Annotated in this window: 34 protein-coding genes; 3 read left to right on the top strand and 31 right to left on the bottom strand. The window is 68.1% G+C overall.

What is annotated here, in order from left to right; all coding sequences use genetic code 11:
• Positions 1–3: 3 nt before the first annotated feature.
• The 27 genes from rpsM to rpsJ all read right to left on the bottom strand — a co-directional run bounded on the left by rpsM (position 4) and on the right by rpsJ (position 14,149).
• Positions 4–384, bottom strand: coding sequence for a 30S ribosomal protein S13 (gene rpsM / locus ACFULQ_RS16975; protein ID WP_330265008.1), 381 nt, complete (start codon positions 382–384; stop codon positions 4–6).
• 193 nt (positions 385–577) lie between these two features.
• Entirely contained in the window at positions 578–691 is a 114-nt protein-coding gene (gene rpmJ, locus ACFULQ_RS16970; RefSeq protein WP_003998809.1) for a 50S ribosomal protein L36, read from the bottom strand.
• A 29-nt stretch (positions 692–720) separates the two neighbouring features.
• A complete protein-coding gene (gene infA / locus ACFULQ_RS16965) occupies positions 721–942 on the bottom strand; it encodes a translation initiation factor IF-1 (protein WP_003948620.1) in 222 nt (73 codons plus the stop codon).
• 235 nt (positions 943–1,177) lie between these two features.
• Complete coding sequence (gene map / locus ACFULQ_RS16960) at positions 1,178–2,014, bottom strand: type I methionyl aminopeptidase (protein WP_383544133.1); 837 nt, start codon at positions 2,012–2,014, stop codon at positions 1,178–1,180.
• 147 nt (positions 2,015–2,161) lie between these two features.
• A complete protein-coding gene (locus ACFULQ_RS16955; RefSeq protein ID WP_383544130.1) occupies positions 2,162–2,824 on the bottom strand; it encodes an adenylate kinase in 663 nt (220 codons plus the stop codon).
• Complete coding sequence (gene secY, locus ACFULQ_RS16950; RefSeq protein WP_383544127.1) at positions 2,824–4,137, bottom strand: preprotein translocase subunit SecY; 1,314 nt, start codon at positions 4,135–4,137, stop codon at positions 2,824–2,826. Before secY ends, ACFULQ_RS16955 begins: the two co-directional genes overlap by 1 nt.
• A gap of 176 nt (positions 4,138–4,313) precedes the next feature.
• The gene (rplO, locus tag ACFULQ_RS16945) at positions 4,314–4,769 is read right to left on the bottom strand and encodes a 50S ribosomal protein L15 (RefSeq protein WP_003974249.1); all 456 of its coding nucleotides are present in this window, start codon (positions 4,767–4,769) and stop codon (positions 4,314–4,316) included.
• 2 nt (positions 4,770–4,771) lie between these two features.
• Complete coding sequence (gene rpmD / locus ACFULQ_RS16940; RefSeq protein WP_003974250.1) at positions 4,772–4,954, bottom strand: 50S ribosomal protein L30; 183 nt, start codon at positions 4,952–4,954, stop codon at positions 4,772–4,774.
• 2 nt (positions 4,955–4,956) lie between these two features.
• Positions 4,957–5,562 (bottom strand): 30S ribosomal protein S5, encoded by a 606-nt coding sequence (rpsE, locus tag ACFULQ_RS16935; protein ID WP_009190144.1) that lies wholly within the window; start codon positions 5,560–5,562, stop codon positions 4,957–4,959.
• 39 nt (positions 5,563–5,601) lie between these two features.
• Positions 5,602–5,985: a 50S ribosomal protein L18 gene (gene rplR, locus ACFULQ_RS16930; RefSeq protein ID WP_030317315.1), complete on the bottom strand. Its 384-nt coding sequence runs from the start codon at positions 5,983–5,985 to the stop codon at positions 5,602–5,604.
• Between the two features lie 3 nt (positions 5,986–5,988).
• The gene (rplF, locus tag ACFULQ_RS16925; RefSeq protein ID WP_330265011.1) at positions 5,989–6,528 is read right to left on the bottom strand and encodes a 50S ribosomal protein L6; all 540 of its coding nucleotides are present in this window, start codon (positions 6,526–6,528) and stop codon (positions 5,989–5,991) included.
• Between the two features lie 25 nt (positions 6,529–6,553).
• Positions 6,554–6,952, bottom strand: a complete 399-nt coding sequence (rpsH, locus tag ACFULQ_RS16920) for a 30S ribosomal protein S8 (RefSeq protein ID WP_007384075.1) — start codon at positions 6,950–6,952, stop codon at positions 6,554–6,556.
• Positions 6,953–7,162: 210 nt separating this feature from the next.
• The gene (locus ACFULQ_RS16915; RefSeq protein WP_003956452.1) at positions 7,163–7,348 is read right to left on the bottom strand and encodes a type Z 30S ribosomal protein S14; all 186 of its coding nucleotides are present in this window, start codon (positions 7,346–7,348) and stop codon (positions 7,163–7,165) included.
• Positions 7,349–7,353: 5 nt separating this feature from the next.
• On the bottom strand, positions 7,354–7,911 hold the full coding sequence (gene rplE, locus ACFULQ_RS16910; protein WP_020135807.1) for a 50S ribosomal protein L5: 558 nt from the start codon (positions 7,909–7,911) through the stop codon (positions 7,354–7,356).
• Positions 7,911–8,234: a 50S ribosomal protein L24 gene (gene rplX, locus ACFULQ_RS16905; RefSeq protein ID WP_003992365.1), complete on the bottom strand. Its 324-nt coding sequence runs from the start codon at positions 8,232–8,234 to the stop codon at positions 7,911–7,913. Before rplX ends, rplE begins: the two co-directional genes overlap by 1 nt.
• A gap of 2 nt (positions 8,235–8,236) precedes the next feature.
• The gene (rplN, locus tag ACFULQ_RS16900) at positions 8,237–8,605 is read right to left on the bottom strand and encodes a 50S ribosomal protein L14 (RefSeq protein WP_003998823.1); all 369 of its coding nucleotides are present in this window, start codon (positions 8,603–8,605) and stop codon (positions 8,237–8,239) included.
• A 172-nt stretch (positions 8,606–8,777) separates the two neighbouring features.
• Entirely contained in the window at positions 8,778–9,065 is a 288-nt protein-coding gene (rpsQ, locus tag ACFULQ_RS16895) for a 30S ribosomal protein S17 (protein ID WP_007384073.1), read from the bottom strand.
• A complete protein-coding gene (rpmC, locus tag ACFULQ_RS16890) occupies positions 9,065–9,289 on the bottom strand; it encodes a 50S ribosomal protein L29 (RefSeq protein WP_010036720.1) in 225 nt (74 codons plus the stop codon). Before rpmC ends, rpsQ begins: the two co-directional genes overlap by 1 nt.
• Positions 9,289–9,708, bottom strand: coding sequence for a 50S ribosomal protein L16 (rplP, locus tag ACFULQ_RS16885; RefSeq protein ID WP_004927269.1), 420 nt, complete (start codon positions 9,706–9,708; stop codon positions 9,289–9,291). Before rplP ends, rpmC begins: the two co-directional genes overlap by 1 nt.
• 5 nt (positions 9,709–9,713) lie before the next feature.
• On the bottom strand, positions 9,714–10,538 hold the full coding sequence (gene rpsC / locus ACFULQ_RS16880; protein ID WP_062023386.1) for a 30S ribosomal protein S3: 825 nt from the start codon (positions 10,536–10,538) through the stop codon (positions 9,714–9,716).
• On the bottom strand, positions 10,538–10,885 hold the full coding sequence (gene rplV / locus ACFULQ_RS16875) for a 50S ribosomal protein L22 (protein WP_003974262.1): 348 nt from the start codon (positions 10,883–10,885) through the stop codon (positions 10,538–10,540). The genes rpsC and rplV overlap by 1 nt, the downstream gene beginning before the upstream one ends.
• Positions 10,886–10,929: 44 nt before the next feature.
• Entirely contained in the window at positions 10,930–11,211 is a 282-nt protein-coding gene (gene rpsS, locus ACFULQ_RS16870; RefSeq protein WP_007384069.1) for a 30S ribosomal protein S19, read from the bottom strand.
• A gap of 12 nt (positions 11,212–11,223) precedes the next feature.
• The gene (gene rplB / locus ACFULQ_RS16865) at positions 11,224–12,060 is read right to left on the bottom strand and encodes a 50S ribosomal protein L2 (RefSeq protein WP_030039757.1); all 837 of its coding nucleotides are present in this window, start codon (positions 12,058–12,060) and stop codon (positions 11,224–11,226) included.
• Between the two features lie 38 nt (positions 12,061–12,098).
• Complete coding sequence (gene rplW, locus ACFULQ_RS16860; RefSeq protein ID WP_383544119.1) at positions 12,099–12,518, bottom strand: 50S ribosomal protein L23; 420 nt, start codon at positions 12,516–12,518, stop codon at positions 12,099–12,101.
• Positions 12,518–13,174, bottom strand: coding sequence for a 50S ribosomal protein L4 (gene rplD, locus ACFULQ_RS16855; protein ID WP_383544117.1), 657 nt, complete (start codon positions 13,172–13,174; stop codon positions 12,518–12,520). The genes rplW and rplD overlap by 1 nt, the downstream gene beginning before the upstream one ends.
• Before the next feature lie 4 nt (positions 13,175–13,178).
• On the bottom strand, positions 13,179–13,823 hold the full coding sequence (gene rplC / locus ACFULQ_RS16850; protein ID WP_007384065.1) for a 50S ribosomal protein L3: 645 nt from the start codon (positions 13,821–13,823) through the stop codon (positions 13,179–13,181).
• Positions 13,824–13,840: 17 nt separating this feature from the next.
• Entirely contained in the window at positions 13,841–14,149 is a 309-nt protein-coding gene (rpsJ, locus tag ACFULQ_RS16845) for a 30S ribosomal protein S10 (protein WP_003948644.1), read from the bottom strand.
• Between the two features lie 506 nt (positions 14,150–14,655).
• Between rpsJ and ACFULQ_RS16840 the strand changes: the two genes are divergently transcribed.
• Both ACFULQ_RS16840 and ACFULQ_RS16835 read left to right on the top strand, forming a co-directional pair.
• Entirely contained in the window at positions 14,656–17,268 is a 2,613-nt protein-coding gene (locus ACFULQ_RS16840) for a hypothetical protein (RefSeq protein WP_383544114.1), read from the top strand.
• Between the two features lie 17 nt (positions 17,269–17,285).
• Positions 17,286–18,479: a hypothetical protein gene (locus tag ACFULQ_RS16835; RefSeq protein WP_383544112.1), complete on the top strand. Its 1,194-nt coding sequence runs from the start codon at positions 17,286–17,288 to the stop codon at positions 18,477–18,479.
• 11 nt (positions 18,480–18,490) lie between these two features.
• Here the strand turns inward: ACFULQ_RS16835 and ACFULQ_RS16830 are convergent, their stop codons facing one another.
• Entirely contained in the window at positions 18,491–21,574 is a 3,084-nt protein-coding gene (locus ACFULQ_RS16830) for a BTAD domain-containing putative transcriptional regulator (protein ID WP_383544109.1), read from the bottom strand.
• Positions 21,575–21,761: 187 nt separating this feature from the next.
• Between ACFULQ_RS16830 and ACFULQ_RS16825 the strand changes: the two genes are divergently transcribed.
• Complete coding sequence (locus tag ACFULQ_RS16825) at positions 21,762–22,493, top strand: IclR family transcriptional regulator (protein WP_383544106.1); 732 nt, start codon at positions 21,762–21,764, stop codon at positions 22,491–22,493.
• Between the two features lie 39 nt (positions 22,494–22,532).
• Here the strand turns inward: ACFULQ_RS16825 and ACFULQ_RS16820 are convergent, their stop codons facing one another.
• The 3 genes from ACFULQ_RS16820 to ACFULQ_RS16810 form a co-directional block, all read right to left on the bottom strand.
• The gene (locus tag ACFULQ_RS16820) at positions 22,533–23,042 is read right to left on the bottom strand and encodes an RICIN domain-containing protein (RefSeq protein WP_383544104.1); all 510 of its coding nucleotides are present in this window, start codon (positions 23,040–23,042) and stop codon (positions 22,533–22,535) included.
• A gap of 363 nt (positions 23,043–23,405) precedes the next feature.
• Complete coding sequence (locus tag ACFULQ_RS16815) at positions 23,406–23,606, bottom strand: DUF397 domain-containing protein (RefSeq protein WP_383544102.1); 201 nt, start codon at positions 23,604–23,606, stop codon at positions 23,406–23,408.
• Positions 23,603–24,475, bottom strand: coding sequence for a helix-turn-helix domain-containing protein (locus tag ACFULQ_RS16810; protein WP_383544099.1), 873 nt, complete (start codon positions 24,473–24,475; stop codon positions 23,603–23,605). The genes ACFULQ_RS16815 and ACFULQ_RS16810 overlap by 4 nt, the downstream gene beginning before the upstream one ends.
• Positions 24,476–24,553: the final 78 nt, after the last annotated feature.

The raw sequence follows: 24,553 nt of genomic DNA, 5'->3' as shown, positions 1-24,553 counted from the left end.
GGACTACTTCTTGCCCGGCTTCTTCTTGCCGGCGATGGCGCGACGCGGGCCCTTGCGGGTGCGGGCGTTCGTGCTGGTGCGCTGACCACGGACGGGCAGACCACGGCGGTGGCGCAGACCCTGGTAGCAGCCGATCTCGACCTTGCGGCGGATGTCGGCCTGGATCTCGCGACGGAGGTCACCCTCGGTCTTGATGTTGTTGTCGACGTACTCGCGGATCGCGACGAGCTGCTCTTCGCTCAGGTCACGAACACGGGTGTTCGGGTCGATGCCCGTCTCCGCCAGCGTCTTCTGCGAAAGAGTCCGGCCGATGCCGAACACGTAGGTCAGGGCGACCTCCACGCGCTTTTCGCGCGGGATGTCAACACCGGAAACGCGTGCCATTCAATGGCTCCAGTTGATCTTCGGAGGTCTGACGCAGAACCGGATCCCGACCGCCGTACCAGGTACGAATCGGGTCCTCGGCCTCCGAACCGAGGGTGTCAGGCGTGCACTGGCCGCCTGGGTTCCGCGTATTTACATATTCAGCTCGCGTCGCGCGAATCTCTGCGGATGCAGAAGGTGAGGCCGGTTGCGATTAACCCTGGCGCTGCTTGTGGCGCGGGTTCTCGCAGATGACCATGACCCGACCGTGACGGCGGATCACCCTGCACTTGTCGCAGATCTTCTTGACGCTCGGCTTGACCTTCATGGGACTGAGGTTCTCCGAGTCAGAGGGATCTACTTGTACCGGTAGACGATCCGGCCACGGGTCAGGTCGTACGGAGACAGCTCCACCACGACCCGGTCGTCAGGGAGGATACGGATGTAGTGCATCCGCATCTTGCCGCTGATGTGTGCCAGGACCTGGTGGCCGTTCTGGAGCTCGACCTTGAACATGGCGTTCGGAAGAGACTCGACGACAGTGCCCTCGATCTCGATGGCACCTTGCTTCTTGGCCACGCTTCGCCCTTCGAATCGACTACCTTGATCGACTCCCGCCAGCGCATGAGGACATGCGGGCGCACGAGAGTCGACGAGTCAGTCTACGTCAAGCACCCCGAGAAAGACGAATCGAGGATTCATGCCCCAAGAGGGAGATCCTTAAGCGCCCCTTGAGGGGCGCGGGGCTGTGTCGATATGCGGCTCCGCCGCGTGGGCGCGACCAGCCACGGCGCGCCCGCACCCGGCACACGACCTAAGCCAACGGATCCGGCGCCGCAACAACCCCATGCTCCGCAAGCTTCGCCTTGCCACCGTCCGGAGCCGTGAGCACCAAAGGACCAGCCTCCGTCAGCGCCACCGAGTGCTCCCAGTGCGAAGACCACGTCCCGTCCGTCGTGATGACCGTCCAGTCGTCCGACAAGACCTCCGTCTTCGGCGTACCCAAGGACACCATCGGCTCGATCGCCAGGCAGAACCCCGGCACCAGCTTCGGCCCCTTCCCCCGCCGCCGGTCGACGTAGTTCAGCAGGTGCGGGTCCATGTGCATCTCGGTGCCGATGCCGTGCCCGCCGTAGTCCTCGATGATCCCGTACCGCCCACCGCCCGGCTTCGGCTGCCGCCGGATGTACGTCTCGATGGCCCGGGAGACGTCGACCAGCCGGTTGCCCTGCTTCATCGCCGCGATGCCGGCCCACATGGACTCCTCGGTCACCCGGGAGAGCTCGATCAGCTCCGGGGCGTGACCCGAGCCCACGAAGGCGGTGTACGCCGCGTCCCCGTGCCAGCCGTCGATGATCGCGCCGCAGTCGATGGAGATGATGTCGCCGTCCTTGAGGACGACCTCGTCGGACGGGATGCCGTGGACCACGACCTCGTTCACGGAGGTGCAGATCGTCGCCGGGAAGCCGCCGTACCCCAGGAAGTTCGGCTTGGCGTTGTGCTCCGCGAGGACCTTGCGCGCGACCTGGTCGAGATCCCTGGTCGTGGCTCCGGGCACCGCGGCCTCGCGGGTCGCCGCGTGGATGGCGGCGACGACCAGCCCCGCCTCACGCATCTTGGCGATCTGCTCGGAGTTCTTGATCTGCACCATGCGGCGGGGGCCTTTCTCGGACCGGGGAAACGGGGGAACGGGTGAGGGGTCGGACGCCCTCGACGAGGCGCCTTCAACGATACGTGCACCCACGCAGCAGCCGCGGCCCCCCGGAAGGGAACCGCGGCTGTCGTACGGGAAGAACCGCTACGCGGCGTGGTCCTCGCGCCCCAGGGCCTCCATCGCGCGACCGGTGACCTCCTCCACCTTGCCGAGCGCCGAGATCGTGACCACCAGGCCCTGGGCCTTGTAGTAGTCGATGATCGGCTCGGTCTGGGTGTGGTAGACCTCCAGCCGCTTGCGGACGGTCTCCTCGGAGTCGTCGTCGCGCTGGTACAGCTCGCCGCCGCAGACGTCACAGACGCCGTCCTGCTTGGGCGCCTTGTACGAGACGTGGAAGACGTGCGCCGAGTCGTTGCGGCAGATGCGGCGGCCGGCGATGCGCTTGACGACCTCCTCCTCGGGGACCTCGAGGTCCAGCACCGCGTCGAGCTTCATGCCCTCGGTCTGGAGCATCTCGTCGAGCGCCTCGGCCTGCGAGACGTTGCGCGGGAAGCCGTCGAGCAGGAAGCCGTTCTCGGCGTCGGGCTGCTCCATGCGGTCCTTGGCCATCCCGATGGTGACCTCGTCCGGAACCAGGTTGCCCGCGTCCATGTAGGACTTAGCGAGCTTGCCGAGGTCCGTCTGCTGGCTGATGTTGGCGCGGAACAGGTCGCCCGTGGAGATGTGCGGGATCGACAGGTTCGAGGCGAGGAACGCGGCCTGCGTTCCCTTGCCGGCACCCGGCGGCCCGACGAGGACGATACGCATCAGCGGAGGAACCCTTCGTAATTGCGCTGCTGGAGCTGGCTCTCGATCTGCTTCACCGTCTCGAGACCGACACCCACGATGATCAGGATGCTGGTCCCGCCGAACGGGAAGTTCTGGCTTGCCCCGAAGCCGACCAACGCCATCGTTGGCACAAGAGCGATCAGACCCAAGTACAGCGAACCCGGCCAGGTGATCCGGTTGAGTACGTAGCTGAGGTACTCAGCGGTCGGTCGGCCAGCCCGGATGCCCGGGATGAAGCCACCATACTTCTTCATGTTGTCGGCGACTTCCTCGGGGTTGAAGGAGATCGCCACGTAGAAGAACGCGAAGAAAACGATGAGCAGGAAGTACAGGGTGATGTAGATCGGGTGGTCGCCCTTGACGAGGTTGGCCTCGATCCAGGTCTTCCAGCCCGAGTTGCCGCTCGAGAACTGCGCGATCAGAGCCGGGATGTAGAGCAGCGACGACGCGAAGATGACCGGAATCACACCGGCCTGGTTGACCTTCAGCGGGATGTACGTCGACGTACCGCCGTAGGACCGGCGGCCGATCATGCGCTTCGCGTACTGCACGGGGATGCGGCGCTGGGCCTGCTCGACGAAGACCACCAGGCCGACCATGACCAGGCCGACCGCGATGACGGTGCCGAACTCGATCCAGCCGTCGGCCAGGGTGCCCTGCTTCTTGATGGCCCACAGCGCGGACGGGAAGGTGGCGGCGATCGAGATGAACATCAGGATCGACATGCCGTTGCCGATGCCGCGGTCGGTGATGAGCTCACCGAGCCACATGACGACGGCCGTACCGGCGGTCATCGTGATGACCATGACGATCGTGGTGAAGATCGCGCGGTCCGGGACGATGCTCGACGCGACGGTGCAGCCGGAGAAGAGGGCGCCGCTGCGGGCGGTGGCGACGAGGCCGGTGCCCTGCAGGATCGCGAGCGCCACCGTGAGGTAACGGGTGTACTGCGTGATCTTCGCCGTACCGGCCGAGCCCTCCTTCTTGAGGGCCTCCAGCCGGGGGATCACGACGGTCAGCAGCTGGAGAATGATGCTCGCCGTGATGTACGGCATGATGCCGAGCGCGAAGATCGTGATCTGCAGCAGCGCGCCACCGCTGAACATGTTGACCAGACCGAAGAGTCCCGTGTTGCCGGACGCCTGGTCCACGCACTCCTGGACGGACTTGTAGTCGACGCCAGGGATCGGAATGTGGGTACCCACGCGGTACACCACGATGATGGCGAGCGTGAAGAGCAGCTTCTTGCGCAGGTCGGGCGTCCTGAACGCCCGGGCGAACGCGGTGAGCACGGTGCCTCCTGCGACCCCCGCGCTACTGCGTCAAGGGTGACGGTCTTGAGGTTCGACGAATATGTGGGAAAGCAGTGCAGGCCACCTTACCGGCGACACTGCCCCCCGTGGAACGACCAACCGGGGATACCCCGTTGTGAGGTATCCCCGGTGGGTACTGCTTTACGTCATCGCGCTCAGACGAGCTCGGTGACCGTGCCGCCGGCGGCGGTGATCTTCTCCTTGGCGGAGCCGGAGACGGCGTCGACCGTCACCTGCAGCGCCACGGAGATCTCGCCCTGGCCGAGGACCTTGACGAGGCTGTTCTTGCGAACCGCACCCTTGGCCACCAGACCCTCGACGGTGACCTCGCCGCCCTCGGGGTAGAGCGCGGCCAGCTTGTCGAGGTTCACGACCTGGAACTCGGTCTTGAACGGGTTCTTGAAGCCCTTCAGCTTCGGAAGACGCATGTGGAGGGGCATCTGCCCACCCTCGAAGCGCTCCGGAACCTGGTAGCGGGCCTTCGTGCCCTTGGTACCACGACCGGCCGTCTTACCCTTCGACGCCTCACCACGACCCACACGGGTCTTGGCGGTCTTGGCGCCCGGGGCGGGACGGAGGTTGTGGATCTTGAGCGGGTTGTTCTCCGCCATGATCAGTCGACCTCCTCGACCGTCACGAGGTGGCGGACGGTGTGCACCATGCCGCGGAACTCGGGGCGGTCCTCCTTGACGACCTGCGTGTTGATGCCCTTGAGACCAAGGGAGCGCAGGGTGTCACGGTGGTTCTGCTTGCTGCCGATGTAGGACTTGACCTGCGTAATCTTGAGCTGCGCCATGATTACGCACCCGCCCCGGCACGCGCACGGAGAAGAGCCGCGGGAGCGACGTCCTCGAGGGGCAGACCACGGCGGGCCGCGATCTCCTCGGGACGCTGCAGACCCTTCAGGGCCTCCACGGTCGCGTGCACGATGTTGATCGCGTTGTCGGAGCCGAGCGACTTCGACAGCACGTCGTGGATACCGGCGCACTCGAGCACGGCACGCACCGGACCACCGGCGATAACACCGGTACCCGGGGACGCGGGCTTGAGCAGCACGACGCCGGCAGCCTTCTCACCCTGGATGGGGTGCGGGATGGTGCCCTGGATACGGGGGACCTTGAAGAAGTGCTTCTTGGCCTCCTCAACACCCTTGGCGATGGCGGCCGGCACCTCCTTGGCCTTGCCGTAACCGACACCCACGGTGCCGTCACCGTCGCCCACCACGACCAGCGCGGTAAAGCTGAAGCGACGACCACCCTTCACAACCTTGGCGACGCGGTTGATCGCGACCACGCGCTCAACGTACGCGGTCTTCTCGGCGGCAGCAGCGCCGCCGTCACGGCCCTTCCGGTCCCGCCGCTCGCCGCCACCGGCACCGCCACCGCGGCGCTGGGGTCCAGCCATTGGAATTACCTCTCTCTTTTTCCGCTAGCTACGAACGGCTCAGAACTTCAAGCCGGCTTCGCGGGCGGCGTCCGCCAGGGCGGCGATGCGCCCGGCGTACTGGTTGCCACCACGGTCGAATACGACAGCCTCGACACCGGCGGCCTTGGCGCGCTCGGCGACCAGGGCACCGACCTGCTTGGCCTGCGCGGACTTGTCGCCCTCGCCACCGCGGACCGTGGTGTCCAGGGTGGACGCCGACGCCAGGGTGTGACCCTTGATGTCGTCGATCACCTGGGCCACGATGTGGCGGTTGGAGCGGGTAACGACCAGACGGGGACGCTCCGCCGTACCGGAGATCCGCTTGCGGATCCGGATGTGACGGCGCTTGATCGCGGCGCGCTTGTAGGCGTCGCCCTTCAGGATCTTCTGTCCGTATGCCATGGCTTACTTACCCGCCTTTCCGACCTTGCGGCGGATGACTTCGCCCTCGTACTTGACACCCTTGGCCTTGTACGGGTCGGGCTTGCGCAGCTTGCGGATGTTGGCCGCAACCTCGCCGACCTTCTGCTTGTCGATGCCCTCGACCGAGAACCGGGTGGGGGCCTCCACCTTGAAGGTGATGCCCTCGGGGGCCTCGACGGTGATCGGGTGGCTGTAGCCGAGAGCGAACTCGAGGTTCGAACCCTTGGCCTGCACGCGGTAACCGACACCGCTGATCTCGAGCTTCTTCACGTAACCCTGGGTCACGCCGGTGATCATGTTCGCCACCAGCGTGCGGGACAGGCCGTGCAGGGCCTTGTTCTGACGCTCGTCGTTGGGGCGGGTGACGTTGAGAACGCCGTCCTCACCCTTGACGATGTCGATCGGCGCAGCGACGGTGTGGGTCAGTTCGCCCTTGGGGCCCTTGACCGAGACCGTACGGCCGTCGATGGTGACGTCCACGCCGGCGGGAACCGTGATGGGGAGCTTGCCAATACGCGACATAGCTGTTTCCTCCGATTCCTTTCCGCTACCAGACGTAGGCGAGAACTTCTCCGCCTACGCCCTTCTTGCCGGCCTGCTTGTCGGTGAGGAGCCCGTGGGACGTGGAGATGATCGCCACGCCCAGGCCGCCGAGCACCTTCGGCAGGTTGGTGGACTTCGCGTACACCCGGAGACCGGGCTTGGAGATCCGCTTGATGCCCGCGATGGAGCGCTCACGGTTGGGGCCGAACTTCAGCTCCAGGACGAGGTTCTTGCCGACCTCGGCGTCCTCGACCTTCCAGCCCGTGATGAAGCCCTCCTGCTGGAGGATCTCCGCGATGTGAGACTTGATCTTGGACGCCGGCATCGTCACGGAGTCGTGGTATGCCGAGTTCGCGTTCCGCAGACGCGTAAGCATGTCTGCGATCGGATCAGTCATGGTCATGAATTGGCCTTCGGCCTCTCTCGCCGGGGTTTCCAGGTGCCCATCCCTCTCCTCGATCCGAGACGAGGCGGGTGCGGTGCGGTGGACCTACGGCGTAGTAAGTCGTACGGGCGTCAGGGCGCCCAACCCTCCTAGCCTAAGCCATGGAGGGGTGGGCCCCTGACCAAACCCTTTGCTTACCGAGAGCTTCAGGTAATCCCAACTAGGGGATTACCAGGAGCTCTTGGTCACGCCCGGCAGCTCGCCACGGTGAGCCATCTCACGAAGGCACACGCGGCACAGGCCGAACTTGCGGTACACGGAGTGCGGACGGCCGCAGCGCTGGCAGCGGGTGTACGCACGCACACCGAACTTGGGCTTGCGAGCAGCCTTGGCAATCAGAGCCTTCTTCGCCATCTCGCTCACGCCTCCTTGAAGGGGAAGCCGAGGTGACGAAGGAGCGCGCGGCCCTCAGCGTCGTTGGTCGCCGTGGTCACCACGGTGATGTCCATGCCCCGGGTACGGTCGATCTTGTCCTGGTCGATCTCGTGGAACATGACCTGCTCGGTGAGACCGAAGGTGTAGTTGCCACGGCCGTCGAACTGCTTGGGGGACAGACCACGGAAGTCGCGGATGCGCGGCAGCGCGAGCGACAGGGTGCGGTCCAGGAACTCCCACATGCGGTCGCCACGGAGCGTGACGTGGGCACCGATCGGCTGGCCCTCACGCAGCTTGAACTGCGCGATGGACTTGCGGGCCTTGGTGACGGCCGGCTTCTGACCGGTGATCGTGGTGAGGTCGCGGATGGCGCCCTCGATCAGCTTGGAGTCGCGGGCGGCGTCGCCCACACCCATGTTGACCACGATCTTGACGAGGCCGGGGATCTGCATGACGTTCTCGTACTTGAACTCGTCACGCAGCTTGCCCGCGATCTCCTCGCGGTACTTCGTCTTGAGACGCGGAGTCGTGGTGGTAGCCATCAGATGTCCTCACCCGTCCGCTTGGCAACGCGGATCTTGTTGCCCTCGTCGTCGAAGCGGTAACCGACACGCGTGACGACCTTGTTGCCGTCCTTCTCCACGACCAGCTGGACGTTGGAGACGTGGATGGGGGCCTCGGTCGTGACGATGCCACCGGCCTGCGAACCGCGAGCGGTCGGGCCGGCCTTGGTGTGCTTCTTGACCCGGTTGACACCCTCGACCAGGACGCGGTCCTCGCGGGGGAAGGCCGCGATGACCTTGCCCTGCTTGCCCTTGTCCTTACCGGTGATGACCTGGACCAGGTCGCCCTTCTTGATCTTCACGCTTACAGCACCTCCGGAGCCAGCGAGATGATCTTCATGAACTTCTTCTCGCGCAGCTCACGCCCGACCGGGCCGAAGATGCGGGTGCCGCGAGGGTCGCCGTCGTTCTTCAGAATGACGGCGGCGTTCTCGTCGAAGCGGATGTACGAGCCGTCCGGACGGCGGCGCTCCTTGACGGTGCGAACGATGACCGCCTTGACGACGTCACCCTTCTTCACGTTGCCACCGGGGATCGCGTCCTTCACGGTGGCGACGATGACGTCACCGATGCCCGCGTAGCGGCGACCGGAGCCACCGAGCACACGGATGCAAAGGATCTCCTTCGCACCAGTGTTGTCGGCGACACGCAGTCGCGACTCCTGCTGGATCACGTCTATCTCCTGTTTGTCTGCCGGTTCCCTCCGGGGGTTGAACCGGAGAGCCTGGCGGAACCGTCCTGCGGATTTGCCCCGCAGGAATTACTTGCGCCTCTTGAAGAGAAGAACCCTGTCCGCCGGGGCCGAAGCCCCGGCGGGGGGTCAGCGGGGGCGAACCCCCGCTTGATTACTTCGCCTTCTCGAGGATCTCGACGACGCGCCAGCGCTTCGTGGCGGACAGCGGGCGGGTCTCCGCGAGGAGGACCCGGTCGCCGACGCCGGCAGCGTTCTGCTCGTCGTGCGCCTTGAGCTTGTTGGTACGGCGGATGACCTTGCCGTACAGCGCGTGCTTGACGCGGTCCTCGACGGCGACGACGACGGTCTTGTCCATCTTGTCGCTGACGACGAGACCCTCACGGGTCTTGCGGAAGCCGCGGGCCTCTGCAGTCTGCTCAGTCACGTTGCTCTCACTCATCAGGCGCTCTCCACCGTCTCGATGCCCAGCTCGCGCTCACGCATCAGGGTGTAGATCCGCGCGATGTCCTTACGGACGGCCTTGAGCCGACCGTGGTTCTCGAGCTGACCGGTCGCCGCCTGGAAGCGGAGGTTGAACAGCTCTTCCTTGGCCTCGCGGAGCTTGTTGAGAAGCTCCTCGTTGCCCAGCTCGCGCAGCTCGGACGCCTTGGTACCGGCCGACATCACGCTTCACCTGCCTCGCGCTTGACGATCCGGCACTTCATCGGCAGCTTGTGGGCTGCGCGAGTCAGAGCCTCACGGGCGATCTTCTCGTTGGGGTACGACAGCTCGAACATGACCCGGCCCGGGTGCACGTTCGCGATCCACCACTCCGGCGAACCCTTACCGGAACCCATGCGGGTCTCGGCAGGCTTCTTGGTGAGGGGACGGTCCGGGTAGATGTTGATCCAGACCTTGCCGCCACGCTTGATGTGGCGGGTCATCGCGATACGGGCCGCCTCGATCTGGCGGTTGGTCACGTACGCCGGCGTGAGGGCCTGAATGCCGTACTCGCCGAACGCGACCGTCGTACCGCCCTTGGCCTGACCACGGCGCTTCGGGTGGTGCTGCTTGCGGTGCTTGACCCTACGGGGGATCAGCATGTCGGTCAGGCCTCCGTTCCGGTGCTCTCAGCCGGAGCGGCGGCGGGAGCCTCGGCCTTGGGGGCCTCGGCGCCGGCAGCCTGCTGCGGCTTGCGACCGCGCCGCTCGCCACCGCGGCCACCACGGGCCGGGCGGTCGGCACCGCCACCGCGAGCCGGGCGGTTGCCCGCACGGGCGGCAGCGTTCTCGGCGCGGACCTCGGCGATGTTCTTGACGTCGCCCTTGTAGATCCAGACCTTCACACCGATGCGGCCGAAGGTCGTCTTGGCCTCGAAGAAGCCGTAGTCCACGTTCGCGCGGAGCGTGTGCAGGGGCACGCGGCCCTCGCGGTAGAACTCCGAGCGGGACATCTCGGCGCCACCGAGGCGGCCACCGCACTGGATCTTGATGCCCTTGGCGCCGGCCTTCATGGCGGACTGCATGCTCTTGCGCATGGCCCGACGGAAGGAGACGCGGGAGGAGAGCTGCTCGGCGACGGCCTGGGCAACCAGCTGAGCGTCGGTCTCGGGGTTCTTGACCTCGAGGATGTTCAGCTGGACCTGCTTGCCCGTGAGCTTCTCGAGGTCACCGCGGATGCGGTCGGCCTCGGCGCCACGGCGGCCGATGACGATGCCCGGACGAGCGGTGTGGATGTCCACACGCACACGGTCACGGGTGCGCTCGATCTCCACCTTCGAGATGCCGGCGCGCTCCATGCCGGACGTCATCATCCGACGGATGGCGACGTCTTCCTTGACGTAGTCCTTGTACAGCTTGTCGGCGTACCACCGGGACTTGAAGTCCGTGGTGACACCGAGCCGGAACCCATGCGGGTTAACCTTCTGGCCCATTACCGGGTTCCTTCCTTGCTGCTGACGACCACGGTGATGTGGCTGGTCCGCTTGCGGATCCGGTAGGCACGGCCCTGGGCGCGCGGCCGGAACCGCTTCAGGGTCGGGCCCTCGTCGACGTACGCCTCGGAGATGAAGAGGCTGTCGGCGTCGGTGTGGTCGTAGTTGTGCGCGGCGTTGGCGATGGCGCTGTCCAGCACCTTGCCGACGGGCACTGAGGCTGCCTGCGGAGCGAATCGCAGAACAGCCTGAGCCTCCGTGGCATCCATGCCACGGATAAGGTCCACCACTCGGCGGGCCTTCATGGGCGTAACGCGGATGTACCGCGCCTGGGCCCTGGCTTCCATGGTTGTCCCTCTCAGTTACTTACGTGTCTGAATGCGATCCGCTGCTAGCGGCGCTTCGACTTCCGGTCGTCCTTGACGTGACCCCGGAAGGTGCGCGTCGGCGAGAACTCGCCGAGCTTGTGGCCGACCATCGACTCGGTGACGAACACCGGGATGTGGGTCTTGCCGTTGTGCACCGCGATCGTGTGGCCGAGCATGGCCGGGACGATCATCGAGCGACGGGACCAGGTCTTGATGACGTTCTTGGAACCGGCTTCGTTCTGGGCGTCCACCTTCTTGATCAGGTGGTCGTCGACGAAGGGCCCCTTCTTGAGACTGCGCGGCATCTAAACCCGCTCCTAGCGCTTCTTGTTCGTCTTGCGGCGGCGGACGATGTACTTGTTCGAAGCCTTCTTCGGCGAACGAGTACGACCCTCCTTCTGACCCCAGGGGCTGACCGGGTGGCGACCACCGGAGGTCTTGCCCTCACCACCACCGTGCGGGTGGTCAACCGGGTTCATCGCCACACCGCGAACGGTCGGGCGGACGCCCAGCCAGCGCTTGCGGCCGGCCTTGCCCCAGTTGATGTTGCTCTGCTCGGCGTTGCCGACCTCGCCGACCGTGGCGCGGCAGCGCTGGTCGACCAGGCGGATCTCGCCGGACGGCATACGAAGGTGGGCCATCGTGCCCTCCTTCGCGAGCAGCTGCACCGAGGCACCGGCGGAGCGGGCGAACTTGGCGCCGCCACCGGGACGGATCTCGATCGCGTGGATCGTGGTACCGACCGGGATGTTGCGGAGCGCCAGGTTGTTGCCCGGCTTGATGTCGGCCCCGGGACCGTTCTCGACGCGGTCACCCTGCTGCAGGTTGCGCGGGGCGAGGATGTAGCGCTTCTCGCCGTCCGCGTAGTGCAGCAGCGCGATGCGCGCGGTGCGGTTGGGGTCGTACTCGATGTGCGCGACCTTCGCCGGCACGCCGTCCTTGTCATGGCGACGGAAGTCGATGACACGGTAGGCGCGCTTGTGTCCGCCACCCTGGTGGCGAACGGTCACACGACCGGCGTTGTTACGGCCGCCCTTGCTGTGCAGCGGGCGGACCAGCGACTTCTCCGGCGTGGACCGCGTGACCTCGACGAAGTCGGCGACGCTGGAGCCACGACGGCCCGGCGTAGTCGGCTTGTACTTGCGGATTCCCATTTCTCAGTCCTCGTCCGATATCGGACGATCCGACCCGCTTACGCGGTCGGACCGCCGAAGATGTCGATACGGTCGCCCTCGGCAAGGGTCACGATCGCGCGCTTGCTGTCGGCACGCTTGCCGAAGCCAGTGCGGGTCCGCTTGCGCTTGCCCTGGCGGTTGATCGTGTTGACGCCGGTGACCTTGACCGAGAAGACCGCCTGGACGGCCTGCTTGATCTGGGTCTTGTTGGCGCCCGGAGCCACGATGAACGTGTACTTGCCCTCGTCGAGAAGCGCGTAGCTCTTCTCGGACACGACCGGCTTCAGCAGCACGTCACGGGGGTCCGTGTACGCCTTGCTGGCCGGGGTGACGACGGTGTTCTTGCCCTCGGCGGCGTGGCGGCGCGCCTTGGCGACGCGCGCGGCCTTGGCGGCCTTCGCAGCCTTGGAGGCGATGCTCGGGTGACGCGTAGCCATCAGGCCTCGCTCCCTTCGGTGTCGTTGGCCTTCGGGCCGGACACGAAGGACTCGAAGGCGGCCTGGGTGAAGACCACGTCGTCCGAGACGAGAACGTCGTACGTGTTCAGCTGGCCCGGCTCCAGGATGTGGACCTGGGGCAGGTTGCGGGCGGACAGCCACGAGGCCTCGTCGGCGCGGTCGACGACCAGGAGCAGGTTCTTGCGCTCCGAGATCTTGCCGAACAGCGTCCGGGCGGCCTTCGTCGACGGGTTCTCACCCTCGACGACGCCGGAGACGACGTGGATCCGGTTGTGGCGGGCCCGGTCGGTGAGGGCGTGGCGCAGGGCCGCGGCCTTCATCTTCTTCGGGGTCCGCTGCGAGTAGTCACGCGGCACGGGGCCGTGGACGACGCCACCGCCGGCGAACTGCGGCGCACGGGTCGAACCCTGACGGGCGCGGCCGGTGCCCTTCTGGCGGTACGGCTTCTTGCCGCCACCACGGACCTCGCCACGCGTCTTGGTCTTGTGCGTGCCCTGACGGGCAGCGGCCAGCTGCGCGACGACGACCTGGTGGATCAGCGGGATGCTGACCTTCTCGACGTCGAAGATCTCGGCCGGGAGCTCGACGGTCCCGGCGGTGTCGCCGGAGGGCGACAGAATGTCAATGGTGCTCATATCCTCAGGCCCCCTTGGCCGCGGTGCGGACCAGGACGAGGCCGCCGTTCGGACCAGGAACCGCGCCCTTGATGAGCAGCAGGCCCTTCTCCGCGTCAACGGCGTGAACGGTCAGGTTCTGGGTGGTGACCCGCTCGTTGCCCATACGACCCGCCATGCGGAGGCCCTTGAACACGCGGCCCGGGGTGGCGCAGCCACCGATGGAACCGGGCGAGCGGTGCTTGCGCTGGGTGCCGTGACCGGCGCCGAGGCCCTTGAAGTTGTGACGCTTCATGACACCGGCGAAGCCCTTGCCCTTGCTCTTGCCGGTCACGTCGACCTTGATCCCGGCCTCGAACACCTCAGCGGTGATCTCCTGGCCGAGGGTGTACTCGGAGGCGTCCGCGGTGCGGATCTCGACGAGGTGGCGACGCGGGGTGACATCGGCCTTGGCGAAGTGGCCCTTGAGGGGCTTGTTCACCTTGCGGGGGTCGATCTCGCCGAACGCGATCTGGACGGACTCGTAGCCGTCGGCGTCGTTCGTACGGACCTGGGTCACGACGTTGGGGCCGGCCTTGACGACGGTGACCGGAACAACACGGTTGTTCTCGTCCCACACCTGCGTCATGCCGAGCTTCTCGCCCAGGATGCCCTTGATCTGCTTAGCCATCGTTCAGATCACCGGCCTCAGAGCTTGATCTCGATGTCGACACCGGCCGGGAGGTCGAGTCGCATCAGAGAGTCAACGGTCTTGGGGGTCGGGTCGAGGATGTCGATCAGGCGCTTGTGCGTGCGCATCTCGAAGTGCTCGCGCGAGTCCTTGTACTTGTGCGGCGACTTGATGACGCAGTACACGTTCTTCTCAGTGGGCAGCGGCACCGGGCCCGCGACCGACGCACCAGTACGGGTCACCGTCTCGACGATCTTCTTCGCCGAGGAGTCGATGACCTCGTGGTCGTAGGCCTTGAGCCGGATGCGGATCTTCTGTCCCGCCATGGCTACTCAGTAGTCCTGTCTCTCTACAGCTCTGGAACCCGGTGTTCCGTTGACCTCCTCCGACCCACGCGGTCGGGCGTGTCGCACTCTCACTGACACAGATGTCCCTTGTTCGAACATCCTTGCCTTTGGAAAGAGGTTCACCGGGTGCCTGGCCAGTGCCGCACCACACTTCCCGGAAGATTCCCGTACGTCCGCCCCAGCGCTGCCGTAAGGCAGTTAGGGCGACGAGTACTGTGGGACTCGCTTCCGGTCCCCCCGGCGGGAGGCGCGCAGCATCAACACTCGACCGAGCAACCCCGCTAGTCTGCCATACGGGGCACGGGCCTGGCCAATCGAGCCGGAGACAATACCCCGAGAGTGACGCAGGTCAAACACGCGGACCGCTCACCGGAACAAACCGCCCCCGTTCCACCCAAAGGGTACCGATCAGCGAAAGCGACGCGTAAGACTCCCCGGCACGCGTCTCGCACGCGTACGTCCTACACGCGTACAACGGGGGAAAAGTGACTGATCTGTTCCGTTTCGTTGCGCTGCGCGCGCCCGCGCGCACCGCACCCGCGCATTCCATAGATCTGCAGTCGTCCAGCGCGTTCCAGAAGGCGCTGGCATCGGCCCGGCAGAGCGAGAGCCCGGTCGACGCCGCGCGGCAGGTCGCCGGGCGCTATCTGGTCGGCGACTACGGCCCGGGGTTCATCAAGGAGAGCGACGCGATCCCGGACCAGGGCGCCTACGACAAGCTGGCCGCGACCGCGGCCACGGCGCTGCACGCCGCGGACCTGAGCGCGGTCATCAAGTCGGGGTTCGGGAAGACACCGCAGGTCCTGGCGGCGGACGCGAATTTCAAGCTCTTCGTGCAGAACGTGCACGACACGATCGTCGCCCTCTTCCTGCTGCCGGCCACGCGCTCGCATCCGATCAGCGACCTCGCCCGGCTCACCCGGCTGACGGGGCTGATCACCCGGGTGGCCGCCGCTGACGCCTCGCTGGAGGGCGCCGGTGAGATCCAGCGCTCGCTGAGCGAGTCGCTGGTGCTGCCGACCACCGTGTTCCCGTTGCGCGGTGGGCTGCCGCAACCGGTCGGGGTCGGGGACCTGCTCGTCGTGAAGCAACGGCTCACCCGGTACGAGCCCGGGGATGTCGCCGACATCGAGAACATCCTCAAGGGCGAGAAGCGGGAGAAGCTCACCCACCACAACCTGACCATCGACACCACGGTGGTGACGGAGACCTCGAAGACGACGGAGACGACGACCTCGCTCGACGTGACCGAGCGGTTCGACTTCAAGAACGAGGTGCAGAACACCGTCAGCGAGGATCTGTCGATCACCGGCGGCGTGAACGTGTCGGCGAAGTACGGTGCCGTGGAGATCAACGCGAACGCCGGCGTGGCCTACCAGCTGTCCAAGGAGGAGTCCGCCAAGGTCGCGACCGATCACGCGAGGGATGTGACGAACCGGGCGGCGACGAAGGTCACCGAGACCGTACGGCGGCAGGAGACCACCCGCACGATCGAGGTGCTCAAGGACCGGGAGCTGCACTCGTTCGAGAACACCGGCCCGGGCAACGCGAACGTGAGCGGCGTCTACCAGTGGATGAACAAGGTCTACGAGGCACAGACCTTCAACTACGGCAGCCGCCTCATGTTCGACCTGACGGTCCCGGAGCCGGCCGCCTTCGTCGTCGACGCCACCACCGTGAAGGGCGTCCAGGCGGCGATCACCCCGCCCGAGCCCTTCGTCGTCGTCAACGACGGCACGGCCGCGCCGCACTGGCGACCGGTCCAGCCCGGGGACCTCGACCCGGAAGGCCTCCTCAAGTCGGATGTCGTCTCCCGTCCGATCACCCCCGCCGACGTGTCGTTCGAACCCCTCTCGCCCACGTACTACGGCACGTTCATGGGCAAGTACGGCGCCCTGGGCGTCAACGCACCCCCGGAGCCGTTCACCACCGTCACCAAGAGTCTGACCGGCAACAAGGACGACCACGACCATCTCGCGGTCGTGGACGACCTGACGATCCCGCAGGGCTACCAGGCCACCGCCATCACCGCCCAGGGCGCCTTCACCCTCTACGAGGAGGAGGACGGCGACGAACGGATGTGGGTGTTCGTCGGCAAGCACCGCTTCGAGTGCAAGGGCGCCGGCACCCTGCCGCCGAACGCCGCGCTGCTGCCCGACCCCGCCAACACGGTGATCAACGAGCAGGGCAGCATGCCCATCGCCGTGGAGACCCAGCAGGCGCGGGACTTCGCGGTCACGGTCGAGGTGACGTGCGCACGGACCGACACCGCGGTGGAGCAGTGGCGGCTCGACACGTACAACTCGCTGGTCAACGCGCACGAGAACCTGGTCAGCGGCTACCAGGACAAGGTGAAAGCCCAGGCGGTGCAGGCCGCCGCCACCGTCTCGCTCGGCCGCAATCCGGCGCAGAACAGGCTGATCGAGCGTGCGGAACTCAAGAAGGCGTGCATCTCCCTGCTGTCGGGCACCGATCTCCACGACGCCGACATCGACGACGTCAGGGTGAACTCCACGGCGCCCGCCTTCCCGCGCCCGAACGTTCCGCAGCTCCCGAACCAGAACCTCGTCGGCTCCGACCAGGAGGGGTTCATCCGCTTCTTCGAGCAGGCCTTCGAGTGGGAACACATGATGTACGTGTTCTACCCGTACTACTGGGCCCGCCGCGAGACGTGGTACGCCAACGCGCTCGCCGACGACCCCGACCCGCTGTTCGCCGAGTTCCTGAAGGCGGGCGCCGCCCGGGTCGTCGTACCGGTACGGCCCCAACTGGAGGGCGACGTACGGTACTTCCTCATGACGGGGCAGATCTGGAACGGCGGTGCCGTGCCCGGCATCACCGACACCGACTACCTCCCGATCACCGAGGAGATCCGCGCGCGCGACGACGCGCCCGGCGGCGAGGTGCCGCAGGGCGATCCCTGGGAGGTCACGCTGCCGACCACCCTCGTCCGTCTCAGGGCGGACGACACGCTGCCGGAGTGGCGCAAGTTCCAGGTCAACGGCCAGGACATGTGGGTGCCCGGCCGCATCGTGGCCGGCAAGTGGACCCCCGACTTCGGGAAACTCGACAGCCACGGCAACTGGACCCCCCAGTGAAGGGCCGGTGACCCTTCATGACGGCGAACAGCTATGTCTTCTTCGGCACGGAACCGCGGTTCGTGCTCATCGTGGCCGGCATCCACGAGAGCGAGCAGGGCGGCATCGAGGTGGCGCACTGGATCCGGACCAAGCTGGCGGCCCGCACCAGGCCGACCCGCTTGGGGGCGGTCGTCATCCCCGACGTCTTCCCCGAACGCGGTCTCCAGGCAAGGGCCGACGAGTGGAAGCGGGGCGACACGGGCAACACCTGGCGGGAGGTCCCGCGCCCCGGCAGCCCGGGGGTGGTCCTTCACCCCGCCCGCCATTTCCCCCCGCCGGGAGAGCCGTTGAGCGCCCTGCGGAAGGGGCTGCTGATCGACCGGGCCGGCACTGAGCTGAGGGAGGACAAACGGACGCTGCCCCAGTTGCCGGAGATCCGGTACGTCATCCAGTTCGTCGAGCGGTTCCAGCCGATCAGGATCGTCAGCGTCCACGGCACCCATCCGGTGACCAGGGACGACGTGAAGGGCAGAAAGGCCCAGACCGGTATGAGCGACGACGAGATCAAGAACTGGGACGGCGTCTCCGCCATCAAGGGGGTGAACTTCCCGGGCATCTTCGTCGACCCGAGATACCAGCTCGGCAAGGACTGCCCGAAGTTCGACCTGGAGACCTGCAAGTTCGACCCTCTCCTGGACCCGGCCTTCCCGGTGCAGAGCGCGGGAAAGGACGGCAAGGGGACGAACCGGCGCTTCGACTCGGCCCGTACCCAGGACGGCAGGGCGGATGACGCTCTCGCCCTCAAGGCCGCCCAGGCCGTCGCCCGGCTGGACCCGGCGCTCGTACGCGGCAACCACGTGACCGAGGCCGTTCCCGTCGTCCACTACGCCAAGGCGAGCACGACGCCCGAGGCCTTCTCGCTCGGCGACTGGGGACCCGTCGACGTCCCCTCCTCGAAGGGCCCGGGTGCACGTCCCGGGGCGCCCGTGTTCACCGTCGAGGTCGACGACAACCAGCAGAGCTGGGCCTTCCTCGACGGGGTGCAGGTGATGTCCGAAAGCGGGAAGCCCCTGCCCCTGCCCCAGACGCCGGAGGAACGGGCGGCCAAAGGCGCCGCGCGGAACTTCCTTCCGACTCCGGGGTTCATCAAGAAGTTCAGCCAGAAACGGTCCGAGCAGCTCCAGGCATACGCCCAGGGAATCATCGACACGATCCTGGAGGTGCCCTGACCACAAAGGGGCTACGAAGGCGGAGGGCGGCGGAGCCGGTCGCGCAGGGGGTCCGCCTCCGGCAGGCCCAACTCGTCGAAGACGGCCAGCGCCCGCGTCCAGGCGCCGCGCGCCGCCTCCGGCTCCCCCGCCGCATCGAGGGTGTCACCCAGGTAGGCCAGGCCGATCGCCTCGCTGCGCCGGTCCCCGGTCTTCCTGAACAGCCGTAGCGCCTGCTCGTAGCAGTCCACCGCCTCCGCGAACCGCCCGAGGAGGCGGTGGACGTAGCCGAGGCTGTCCCAGGTGTGTGCCTCGCCATTGAGGTCACCGATCTCCTGTACGGCGGCGAGGGCCTGCCGGCAGGAGGTGAGCGCCTCGCGGTGGTCGCCGAGTTTGGCGAGGTACCAGCCGATCTCGTTCAGGGCGATGGCCTGTCCGCCGCGGTCGTGCGCGGCGCGGAAGTGGTCGAGGCTCAGCCGGGCGTGCTCCAGCGCCTCCGCGTGGTCACCCCGCGCCGAGTCCGCGATGGCCAGGTTCTGGCGGATCCGGGCCTGTCCGGCGTCGTTGCCCAGCTCCTCGAACAGGGCGAGGCCCAGCAGATAGTGCTCACGGCCGCGGTCGACGTTGCCCAGCCGGTGCCAGGCGAGCCCGAGGCCGCGGTGGGCGTTGGCCTGACCGGTCTTGTCGTGGCCGCGCCGGGCGCAGTCCAGGGCGGTGGTGTGCGCGTCGGCCAGCGCCTGCCAGTGCCCCTGCCGTTCCAGGAAGGTGCCGAGCGTGGTGGCCAGCTGCCAGGTGTGGGCCTCGAAACCGGGCTGCCCGTGCTGCACCGCGGACAGCAGGACGGAGTACTCGGCGGCGAACCAGGCCAGCGCCTCGTCGGGCCCGGTGGGCCGTCCCGGCAGGGCGCCGGGCAGCGCCGGGGCGAGCGCCATCGGGTCCCGCCGCCGGGTCAGCAGCGCGTCGGCGGCATAGGCGGTGTGGAGGTAGTGGTCGAGCAGCCGGTGGACGGCGCTGCGCCGGGTGTCGTCGCTGTCGTGTACGGCGGTCAGCTCGGCGGCGTACGCGCGCAGCAGGTCGTGGAAGGTGTACCGGCCGGGCCGGTGCTCGGTGAGCAGCTGCGCCTCGGTGAGTTCGGCGAGCAGGGTCCGCGCCTCGGGGGCGGTGACCCCGGCCAGGGCCGCCGCGGCCGGTACGGCGGTGTCGGGTCCGGGGTGCAGGCCCAGCAGCCGGAAGAGCCGGGCGGCCGCCGGGCTCAGCAGCCGGTACGACCACTGGAACACCGACCGCACTCCGGTGAGCGAGTCGCCGCCGTCCAGCGGGTCCAGTCGGCGGTCGGCCGTCCGCAGCTCCTTGGCGAGCCCGGCGAGCGGCAGTCCGGGCCGGCCGGAGGCACGGGCGGCCACGACGGCCAGGGCCAACGGCAGCCCGGCGCATCGCACGACGATCTCGTCCACCGCCGCGGGCTCGGCGGCCGTCCGGACCGCCCCGAGCCGCGCCGCCAGCAGTTCGCGGGCCTCGGCCGGGGCGAGCAGGTCGACGGGGAGCAGATGGGCGCCTTCGGTGACCGCCAGTCCGGTGAGCCGGTTGCGGCTGGTGACGAGTGCCAGACAGCCGGGCGCCCCGGGCAGCAGTGGGCGCACCTGGTCCGCGTCCCGGGCGTTGTCGAGCACGATCAGTACCCGCCGGCCGGCCAGCAGACTGCGGTAGAGCGCCGCCTGGGCGTCGAGGCCACGCGGCACCCGGTTCGCGGGCACCCCGAAGGCGTCGAGGAACCCGCGGATCGCCTCGGCGGCACCCACCGCGGCGCCGCCCGGGTCGAAGCCCCGCAGGTTCACGTACACCTGTCCGTCCGGAAACTCCGTCCGCACCTGTCGCGCCCAGTGCACCGCCAGCGCGGTCTTGCCCACGCCGGCGGTGCCGGAGAGGGCCGAGACGACAACGGCCGTCGGCTGCCGCTCGACCTCGGCCAGGAGATCGTGGAGCCGTGCGAGCTCTTCGACCCGACCGGTGAAGCCCCCCACGCTCATGGGGAGTTGAGCCGGGATGTCGAGCGAGGGCCGCGGCGGCGCCCCGGTGCCGGAACGCCTCTCGCCGGACGCCGCGGGGGCTGCCGGGGCCGGGGGCCGGACGGCGGCGACCTCGTCCGGAGGCGCGGCAGCGGGCGCCACAGGCGGCGCGGAGGGAGCGACGCGTGTCGTCCGAACGGGGGCGCCCGAGGACGGCAGGGCGGGTTCCGTCGCAGTCGGCGCACCGACCGGGCTCCGCGCCCCACCGGTGGCATACGTCCCGGATGGGCCTGCGTCCGCTCCGAGACGCCGCCCGCCCTGGACCGGCCGCCCTGCCCCCACGGGGTCCCCGGCGGACGTCGTGCGCCCGCCCCCGCCGAATCTCCGCCCCCGCAGGATCGCCGCGTGCGTCCCGCCGAGCCGTTCTCCCGGGTCCGCCCCCAGCTCCTCCGCCAGCCGGTGCCTGATCTCCGCGAAGCAGTTCAGCGCCCCCGCGCTGTCCCCCACGGCGTGCAGTGCCCTCATCAGCACCTCGGCCAGGGGCTCCGCCAGGGGGTACTCCCCCAGCAGGTCGGTCAGCGGCTGTACGACGGCGGCGGGGTCGCCCTCGCGGAGTTCTCCCTCGGCCAGCAGAACGGCCGCGTCGACACGTCGGCGGTGCCATGCCTGCCGTACCCGCCCGGCCCACGGACCGTCCAGCCCGGTCAGCGGTTCGCCGCGCCAGAGGGCGAGCGCCTCCCGCAGCAGCGACACCTGTGTACCGGCGGGCTGTCCCGGCCGCCGGGCCAGCTCGTCCAGCCGACGGAACCGGTGCAGGTCAACCTGGTCCTGGCCCGCCTCCAGCTGATACCCACCGGAACGCCGCAGCAGCCGTAACGGCTCCTCGCCGGCGTCGCCCGTCCGCTCGCAGACCCGCCGGATCCTGGCGATATGGGCGTACAGAGCCCGCCGCGCACCGGACGGCGGATCGGCACCCCAGATCCTCTCGGTCAGTACGTCGACCGGGACCGGCCGACCGGCGTCCACCGCGAGAGCGGCCACCACGGCACGCCGCTGCGGCGGCCCGAGCTCCTCGACCCGTCCCCGGAGCTCCAGCTCGATTGGTCCCAACAGCCGTAACTGAACCAAGAGTTCCACCCCCCAGGCACATTTTGTCCACAGAATGCCCGCGGGAGAACGCGGCGCGACAACCTTTCGGCAACCTCCCGCCCCAGACCCGCCCCCCACCCTGGTCGAGCGCCTCCCGCCACGGGGGAGCGGGAGGCGCCCGACCAAAGAGAAAACGGGGGATCCGCCGATGAACCAGGCGACATCGGTGTCCACATCCGCGCCCATGACCGGGGCCGGCGGGCGTGGCGTACTGGAGGGCGCGTTCGCGCTGCTGAGAGCGATGGAGCGGGCCGAGGGGGCGAGGCTGACCAGGCTGGCGGCGGAGTGCGGGCTGCCGAAGACGACCGCGTACCGGCTGCTGGAGCAGCTCATCGAGCTCGGCGCGGTGCAGCGCAACGGCGTCGGCTACGGGATCGGCCCGCGCGTGTACCAGCTGGGGCAGCGCTGGCAGCCGCTGCCTGGCCTGCGGGCGGCCGCGCGCGAACCGGCGAGACGGCTGGCCGCCGCCACCGGGATGGCGGTCGGCCTCAGTGTGCTGTGGCAGGGCCAGACCCTGATCCTGGACTGGACGCCCGGCCGGGCCTCGTCCATCGGCTCGCCGGACACCGAGGCGACCTGGCCCTGGTACACGGCGGCGGGAAAGGTCCTGCTCGCCGGGGCCCGCCCCGGACTTCCGTTGGGCCCGCTGCCCGCCGTCTGGCAGCGCGAGGCGGAGGCGATACGGGACCTGGGCGCCGCCTTCGACCGGGAGCAGGTGCTGGAGGGCGTGTGCTGTGTGGCCGTGCCGCTGTACGGCGCGGACCGTGCGCCGACAGCGGCGCTGAGCGTGCTGACCGACCCGTCGCACCACCTGGAACGGCTCGCCGACGCGGCACGGCGCGCGGGGGCGGCGATCAGCGGGGCACTGGGCCACCGCTGAACACCGCCCCCAGGGGTCTTCCGTTCCGCTTACCCCCTCCTACTGGGTGTGCCACCGGTCGTACTGGTCGGAAGGATCACAGGGGGTCGTCTGAAGGAGCGTGCCGTTGGCCACGCTCGGCGTCGACAGACAGAACCCGCTCGACACGTTCTGCCAGACGTCGTACCAGCCCGAGGGCGGGCCCTCCGGGTTGTCCGCGAAGTACACCCGCCACTGCTGGTTGGCCGCGGCGGCGTTGCAGAACTGCACGGTGACCGTCCCGGTGCCCGAGGCGGGCGCCGTGATGCACCGTCCCGTGTTCTGGTTGGTGAAGGTGAAGTAGCCGGTGGTGGTGTTGAACCCCTCCAGCCATTTCTGCTCGGGACCGCCGGTGCATTTCCACATATGGAGCTTCGACCAGTTCTCGGTGGCGTTGTCGAGGCAGTGGCTCGACTTCCAGACGTTGATCGGGGTGAACCCCGCCGCCTGCGCGGGTGTGCTGACCGAGGCGATGGTCAGCATCGCGAACCCGGCGGTGAGAAGCGCCAACAGGCCACGTCGTTTGGACATCCGTCTTCTCCGGCTCTCTCGCTGGACGTTGCACTGCGCAGCCTGCTGCGCTCGGAGCCGGGTGTCGTGTCCTGTTCCACTCAGCGGATCGGCGACCGCCGGGAGCTTCACTGCGGCGGTGGAGGCGGCCCAGGCGGAGGGCGTGAGGTGGAAGGTACGGCCGGTGGCCGGGGGCTTGGAGTCGCGGACGTGGATGGCAGCCGGGGGCGTCGGCGACCGGGCCGATGCGACGACCCCGGCCGCCCAAAACGGGGTCGGTCACGTGCCGTTGGCCCACCGACCGGCCCCACGCGTGATCAAGGCTTTCCAAGAACCCGGGGGCAACACCAGCCCCACGCTCACCCGCGCCGCCGTCACACCCAGTCAGTCCTCCGACGCGAACGGCAGGAAACGGGCCCAGGCCCCCGGCGTCAGCGCGAAACGGGGACCGGCCTCGCGGAACTTGGAGTCGCGGACGTGGACCGTGCCGGGGGTCGTGGCGACCTCAACGCAGGAGTCGCCCTCACTGCCGCTGCTGTAGCTGCTCTTGAACCACTGCAACGCGGAGTCGGTGTCGTGGATCATGTCTCCCCCAGCAGATGCTCGACGAAGGCCAGTGACTCACGAGGAGTGAGCGCCTGAGCCCGGATGATTCCGTACCGCAGCTCAAGGATACGGAGGTGCTTGGGCTCGTGGACCGGCCGCCCGTGTGCCACAACAGGCGAGCGCCCCACGGCCGAACCATCGGCGAACTTCAGCACGTCGATGCCGCCGTCGGTGCCCGCGTGCTCCTCCCGATCCATCGGCATCACCTGAAGCTCGACGTTCCGCAACCGCGCCACCTCAAGAAGATGTGCGAGCTGATTCCGCAGCACCGCCCGCCCGCCCAGCGGCCGCCGAAGCGACCACTCCTCCACCACGAACCCGATCTCGGGCGCCGGATCCCGCTCGAAGACGGCCCCGCGGGCCACTCGCGCGGCGATGAACCGCTCGACCTCGTCCGAGCTGTACGCGGGGCGCCGCATCAGCAGCAGCCCGCGCGCGTACTCCGGCGTCTGGAGCAGCCCGTGGATGTTGAGGGGGTCGTAGAGCTGGAGCTCGACGGCCTTCGCCTCCAACTCCCCGAGGGCCCGCACCTTCTTCGGGTACCGGACCTTCTCCACGTCCTCCTTCATCGCGGAGAGGAGCCCACCCGCCTCCAACACCCGGTCGGCGTCGTCCAGATACTCGGGCCGGGGAATCCGCTTCCCGCCCTCGATCTTGTAGACCATGTCCTCGCCGTACCCGACCCGCTCCCCGAACTCCCCGGCCCGCAGCCCCGCCGCCTCCCGCCGGAGCCTCAGCTGCCGCCCCACGGTCGCGATGACCGCGAGCCCCCACTCGTCGTCCGGATCGACCTCCCACCCCGGCTCGTCCGCCTCCCCCTTGAGCCGCCCCGCCTCACGGTCGACCATCGCGCCCCCTCCGTAGTCCCACTGCGCCACACGGCCGCCCTACCCACGGAGCCCACCCCGACAAGCCCGGACAGCACC

The sequence above is a fragment of the Streptomyces sp. NPDC057253 genome (assembly GCF_042669125.1).
GTDB lineage: Bacteria > Actinomycetota > Actinomycetes > Streptomycetales > Streptomycetaceae > Streptomyces.
The sequence above is the reverse complement of the archived record's forward strand: the minus strand, read 5'-3'. Positions and strand labels throughout refer to the sequence as shown.

Excerpts from the sequence above, each read along its gene's own strand:
- rplC (WP_007384065.1), bottom strand. The coding sequence starts at position 13,823 with ATGGCTAAGCAGATCAAGGGCATCCTGGGCGAGAAGCTCGGCATGACG.
- ACFULQ_RS16825 (WP_383544106.1), top strand. The coding sequence starts at position 21,762 with ATGAACCAGGCGACATCGGTGTCCACATCCGCGCCCATGACCGGGGCC.
- ACFULQ_RS16810 (WP_383544099.1), bottom strand. The coding sequence starts at position 24,475 with ATGGTCGACCGTGAGGCGGGGCGGCTCAAGGGGGAGGCGGACGAGCCG.
- rpsM (WP_330265008.1), bottom strand. The coding sequence starts at position 384 with ATGGCACGCGTTTCCGGTGTTGACATCCCGCGCGAAAAGCGCGTGGAG.
- rpmC (WP_010036720.1), bottom strand. The coding sequence starts at position 9,289 with ATGTCGGCCGGTACCAAGGCGTCCGAGCTGCGCGAGCTGGGCAACGAG.
- ACFULQ_RS16955 (WP_383544130.1), bottom strand. The coding sequence starts at position 2,824 with ATGCGTATCGTCCTCGTCGGGCCGCCGGGTGCCGGCAAGGGAACGCAG.
- rplD (WP_383544117.1), bottom strand. The coding sequence starts at position 13,174 with ATGAGCACCATTGACATTCTGTCGCCCTCCGGCGACACCGCCGGGACC.
- rpsS (WP_007384069.1), bottom strand. The coding sequence starts at position 11,211 with ATGCCGCGCAGTCTCAAGAAGGGGCCCTTCGTCGACGACCACCTGATC.
- map (WP_383544133.1), bottom strand. The coding sequence starts at position 2,014 with ATGGTGCAGATCAAGAACTCCGAGCAGATCGCCAAGATGCGTGAGGCG.
- ACFULQ_RS16835 (WP_383544112.1), top strand. The coding sequence starts at position 17,286 with ATGACGGCGAACAGCTATGTCTTCTTCGGCACGGAACCGCGGTTCGTG.
- rpsQ (WP_007384073.1), bottom strand. The coding sequence starts at position 9,065 with ATGAGTGAGAGCAACGTGACTGAGCAGACTGCAGAGGCCCGCGGCTTC.
- rplP (WP_004927269.1), bottom strand. The coding sequence starts at position 9,708 with ATGCTGATCCCCCGTAGGGTCAAGCACCGCAAGCAGCACCACCCGAAG.
- ACFULQ_RS16815 (WP_383544102.1), bottom strand. The coding sequence starts at position 23,606 with ATGATCCACGACACCGACTCCGCGTTGCAGTGGTTCAAGAGCAGCTAC.
- rplB (WP_030039757.1), bottom strand. The coding sequence starts at position 12,060 with ATGGGAATCCGCAAGTACAAGCCGACTACGCCGGGCCGTCGTGGCTCC.
- ACFULQ_RS16915 (WP_003956452.1), bottom strand. The coding sequence starts at position 7,348 with ATGGCGAAGAAGGCTCTGATTGCCAAGGCTGCTCGCAAGCCCAAGTTC.
- rpmJ (WP_003998809.1), bottom strand. The coding sequence starts at position 691 with ATGAAGGTCAAGCCGAGCGTCAAGAAGATCTGCGACAAGTGCAGGGTG.
- rplW (WP_383544119.1), bottom strand. The coding sequence starts at position 12,518 with ATGGCTACGCGTCACCCGAGCATCGCCTCCAAGGCTGCGAAGGCCGCC.
- rpmD (WP_003974250.1), bottom strand. The coding sequence starts at position 4,954 with ATGGCGCAGCTCAAGATTACGCAGGTCAAGTCCTACATCGGCAGCAAG.
- rpsE (WP_009190144.1), bottom strand. The coding sequence starts at position 5,562 with ATGGCTGGACCCCAGCGCCGCGGTGGCGGTGCCGGTGGCGGCGAGCGG.
- rplF (WP_330265011.1), bottom strand. The coding sequence starts at position 6,528 with ATGTCGCGTATTGGCAAGCTCCCCATCACGGTTCCCGCCGGCGTGGAC.
- rplR (WP_030317315.1), bottom strand. The coding sequence starts at position 5,985 with ATGGCATACGGACAGAAGATCCTGAAGGGCGACGCCTACAAGCGCGCC.
- rpsC (WP_062023386.1), bottom strand. The coding sequence starts at position 10,538 with ATGGGCCAGAAGGTTAACCCGCATGGGTTCCGGCTCGGTGTCACCACG.
- rplV (WP_003974262.1), bottom strand. The coding sequence starts at position 10,885 with ATGGAAGCCAGGGCCCAGGCGCGGTACATCCGCGTTACGCCCATGAAG.
- rpsJ (WP_003948644.1), bottom strand. The coding sequence starts at position 14,149 with ATGGCGGGACAGAAGATCCGCATCCGGCTCAAGGCCTACGACCACGAG.
- ACFULQ_RS16820 (WP_383544104.1), bottom strand. The coding sequence starts at position 23,042 with ATGTCCAAACGACGTGGCCTGTTGGCGCTTCTCACCGCCGGGTTCGCG.
- rpsH (WP_007384075.1), bottom strand. The coding sequence starts at position 6,952 with ATGACCATGACTGATCCGATCGCAGACATGCTTACGCGTCTGCGGAAC.
- rplO (WP_003974249.1), bottom strand. The coding sequence starts at position 4,769 with ATGGCGGAGAACAACCCGCTCAAGATCCACAACCTCCGTCCCGCCCCG.
- rplE (WP_020135807.1), bottom strand. The coding sequence starts at position 7,911 with ATGGCTACCACCACGACTCCGCGTCTCAAGACGAAGTACCGCGAGGAG.